The organism is Allosphingosinicella sp., from assembly GCF_036387215.1.
Taxonomy (GTDB): domain Bacteria; phylum Pseudomonadota; class Alphaproteobacteria; order Sphingomonadales; family Sphingomonadaceae; genus Allosphingosinicella.
In genome coordinates this window covers 1-3,682 of the sequence record NZ_DASVUE010000107.1, presented here as the reverse complement: position 1 = coordinate 3,682, position 3,682 = coordinate 1, and the positions used below count along the sequence as shown (strand labels likewise).

Annotated in this window: 5 protein-coding genes; 1 reads left to right on the top strand and 4 read right to left on the bottom strand. The window is 67.1% G+C overall.

The annotated features are described in order from the left end of the window. Nucleotides 1-267: 267 nt before the first annotated feature. Complete coding sequence (locus VF662_RS04605) at nt 268-942, top strand: hypothetical protein (protein ID WP_464138222.1); 675 nt, start codon at nt 268-270, stop codon at nt 940-942. On the opposite strand, the gene queE is transcribed toward VF662_RS04605, so the two are convergent. From queE to hslO, 4 genes are all read right to left on the bottom strand, one after another. Continuing rightward, a complete protein-coding gene (queE, locus tag VF662_RS04600) occupies nt 939-1,565 on the bottom strand; it encodes a 7-carboxy-7-deazaguanine synthase (RefSeq protein WP_464138219.1) in 627 nt (208 codons plus the stop codon). The genes VF662_RS04605 and queE overlap by 4 nt on opposite strands. Further along, complete coding sequence (gene queC, locus VF662_RS04595; RefSeq protein WP_464138216.1) at nt 1,562-2,242, bottom strand: 7-cyano-7-deazaguanine synthase QueC; 681 nt, start codon at nt 2,240-2,242, stop codon at nt 1,562-1,564. Before queC ends, queE begins: the two co-directional genes overlap by 4 nt. A gap of 162 nt (nt 2,243-2,404) precedes the next feature. Then, on the bottom strand, nt 2,405-2,845 hold the full coding sequence (locus VF662_RS04590; RefSeq protein ID WP_464138213.1) for a DUF3617 domain-containing protein: 441 nt from the start codon (nt 2,843-2,845) through the stop codon (nt 2,405-2,407). A 121-nt stretch (nt 2,846-2,966) separates the two neighbouring features. Continuing rightward, nucleotides 2,967-3,682 (bottom strand): Hsp33 family molecular chaperone HslO (gene hslO / locus VF662_RS04585; RefSeq protein WP_464138212.1); only part of this gene is annotated, 716 nt, incomplete at its 5' end.

Sequence of the window (3,682 nt, the reverse complement as noted above, 5' to 3'; positions counted from 1 at the left end):
CCACCGGCAACACCACCACCGGCGGCAACACCACCACCGGCGGCGACACCGGCGGCAACGCGACCAACGGAATGTAATTTCCGAAGGCGCAACGCTTTCGAAAGGGCCGTCCGGGCGACCGGGCGGCCTTTTCTTTTTCGGCCCGATCCCACCGGACGTTGCCGCCGCGCGCTAAATGCTTGAAATGCCGGTTGCGGAGGGGACGTGCTTCCCCCTAGAATCGCTCGAAATCACCGACATCGGCACCAGCGTATCGGAGTGGCCCCAATGCAATTTTCCTGGAAACGGGCGGCTCGTATCGCCGCTCTCACCGCCGCCGCGGCGGCCGGTCTCGCAGCGCCGAACGCTGCAGGCGCGCAGCTTTTCGTCAACAATCCGGAATTCAAGACCGGGCCGATCGAGGGCAGCGACCCGCTGGTCGGCCTCCCGATCGCCGGGGCGACGCCGGCCGAATACCGGGCGCACCTCCTGTGGAACCTGCGCGCCGGTCTCAACGTCGCGGCGCTCCAGTGCCAGTTCTCGCCCTATCTGCGCGCGGTCGACAATTATAACGGCATCCTCGCCCACCATGCCGAGGAGCTGGCCGGCGCCTACACCGCGCTCAATGGCTATTTCAAACGCACCCAGGGCGCGAAGGGCCAGAAGGCGTTCGACGATTATACGACGATCACCTACAACAATTTCTCGACCCTGCAGGCGCAATACGGCTTCTGCCAGACCGCCTCGTCGATCGCCAAGGAAGCGCTGACCCGGCCGAAGGGGCAATTCTACGTCACCGCCCAGAACCGGATGCGCGAGCTGCGGAGCAGCCTCGTTCCGGCCTATGACCGCGGGCTCACCTACAATCCCTACCAGATCAAGATGCCCGCGATGCCGGAGCTCCGCGAGGAATGCTTCGACAAGAAGAACCGGCTGAGGAAGCGCTGCGGCGGGACCGCCTAGGGCAGCCCGAGCAGCTTGTGCGTCTGGAGGCTGAGCTTCCACCGCGGGTCGTTCATCACGAAGTCGATCGCGGCCGCGGTCGACGCATCGCGATCTTCGCAGTCCATCGGCTGGATCAGGAAATGATCGAAGCTCCAGCCGGCGATCTCGTCGGGGTCCACGCCCTGCTGCGGCCAGACGAGCTTCAGCTCGTTGCCTGAGCGCTGCACCACCTCGGTGCCGGCCTTCGGGCTGACGCAGATCCAGTCGAGCCCCGCAGGCGCCGGAAGCGTGCCGTTGGTCTCGACCGCGATCTCGAAGCCGCGGGCGTGAAGCGCATCGATCAGCGCCGGATCGAGCTGGAGCATCGGCTCGCCGCCCGTGATCACCACGAGCCGCCGCTCGCCTGCCGACCAGAGCCTCTCGACCGCCGAAGCCAGCCCGTCGGCCTCGTAACGGCCGCCATTCTCCCCGTCGGTGCCCACGAAATCGGTGTCGCAGAAGCTGCACCGGGCGGAGGCGCGGTCCTGCTCGCGGCCGCTCCACAGGTTGCAGCCGCTAAAGCGCAGGAACACCGCCCGCCGCCCCGCCTGCATCCCCTCCCCCTGCAGGGTCAGGAATATCTCCTTCACCGCATAGCTCATGCGTAGACGGTGGGGTCGGCGATCCCTGCCTCGGCGAAGCCCTTCGAACGGAGCCGGCAGCTGTCGCAGAGGCCGCAGTGGCGGCCATCGGGCGTCGGATCGTAGCAGGACCAGCTGAGGCCTGCATCGAGCCCGAGCCGGGCCGCCTCGGCCGCAATGTCCGCCTTGGTCATGTGGAGGAGCGGTGCGCGGACCTCGAAGCGATCGCCCTCGTCTCCCGCCTTGGTTGCGATCGCGGCGAGCTGCTCGAAGGCTTGGATGAAATCGGGCCGGCAATCGGGATAGCCGGAATAATCGAGCGCGTTGACGCCGATGAACATCGCCCGCGCTCCCGCGGCCTCGGCCCAGCCGAGCGCGAGCGAGAGGAAGATGGTGTTGCGGGCGGGCACGTAGGTGACCGGGATGCCCTCCCCCACGCCGTCCTTCGGGACGTCGATATCTGCGGTAAGCGCGGAGCCGCCGAAGCCGGTGAGATCGAGCGGCAGGACGATGTGCCGCTCGGCGCCGAGGACCGATGCGATCCGCCGGGCGGCGTCGAGCTCGATCCGGTGGCGCTGGTTATAGTCGACGGTGAGCGCGAGCAGCCGGAACCCCTCGGCGCGCGCCATTCCCGCCGCGACCATCGAATCGAGGCCGCCCGAGAGCAGGACGACGGCAAGTGGTGGATTTCCGGCCATGGCGGGGGCGGCTAGCCACCCCACGGGCGCTGCGCAAGCGGCCACAAAGAAACGGGCCGCCCATTCGAGCGGCCCAGTTTGGGCTGCAACAGCCCTCTAGGGAGGAAAGCGTGCCCAAAACCGGCACGACCCTTCTGTAGCAGAGGTTCGGTAAACGAATGTTTAACGGCCGGAGCGGTCGCCGCCGCCGCCGCACGGGCCCACCCGCCGGGCCTCGGCGCGGTAGCCGAACGGCGTGTTGTCGACGATACCCTGGGTGTCGATCTGGGCGAGCCGCGGCGTCTCCACCCGGATCGACGTCCGACCGAACCCGCCGGCCGGGCAGGTATATTGCACGGTGGCGCCGCGATCGGCATTGGAGATCACCAGCCGCGAGCACGGCGAATTGCGGTGCTGGACCTGCATCAGGAGGTTCGGGTCGCCGATGCAGATCGAGGGAAGCGCGCGGCGGTCGTCGAGGTTGCGCAGCTGCCAAAGGCCCGGCTCGAGCCTTGCGAGCGCGGTCAGCTTCCCCGCGGCCTGGCTAAGGCCCGGTGCCGCCACAACCAGTGCCGCGACGATCGCGACGAGCGAGCGGCCGGCCCGGCCGTTCAGCTTCTTCATCCACTTTCCCCCAAACAGGAGGCACCCCTGTACGTGCTAATCCGCAGCTCACCCCCAGCGCGGATGAGGGCACATTAACAGGAAAGCGCGACGAATTCGACGTTCTTGTCGATGGGCGCTCCTATTCGTCCAGCTCGGCCGCCGAAATCGGGAAGACCCTGGAGCAGAATTCGCAATCGACGCTGATGAAGCCGTCGGCATCCACCATGTCCTCGCGCTCCGCCGCACCGAAGCGGGAGATGACGCTCCTGACATAGTCGAAATTGCAGCGGCAGCCCTTGAAGAGCGGGATCGCGGTCAGGGTCCTGATCTCCTCCTCCTCGTGGAAGAGCCGCCAGAGCAGGCCGTCCAGCGGCAGATCGGGGTTGGACAGCTCGTTCGCCTTGATCGTCTCGGCGAGGATCCGGACATGCTCCCATTCCGGATGGTCGAGCCGGGTGTGGAGGCGCTCCCGCCCCTCCTCGCCCTCTGGGAGGTGCTGGATGAGGATCCCGCCGGCGATGTGGCCGGTATCGTTGACCGCAAGCCTGACGAGGCTCGGCACCTGCTCGGACTGGCCGAAATAGCTCTCGGCAGCCGCAGCGAGCGAGCCGCCCTCGAGCGGAACGATGCCCTGGTAGCGCTCCTTCGCCATCGGCAGGTCGAAGGTGATCGCAAGATAGCCCTTGCCGAACAGGGCGAAGAGATCGCGGTGGTTTGGAAGCTCGCGCAGCCGCTCCTCGTCGAAGCGGACATAGCCCCGAAGCTCGCCGCCCCTATAGTCGCAGACGAGGAGGTCGATGATGCCGGCCTCGGTCTGCGCCTGAAGCGTCAGCTGGCCCTCCGGCTCCTTGAGGA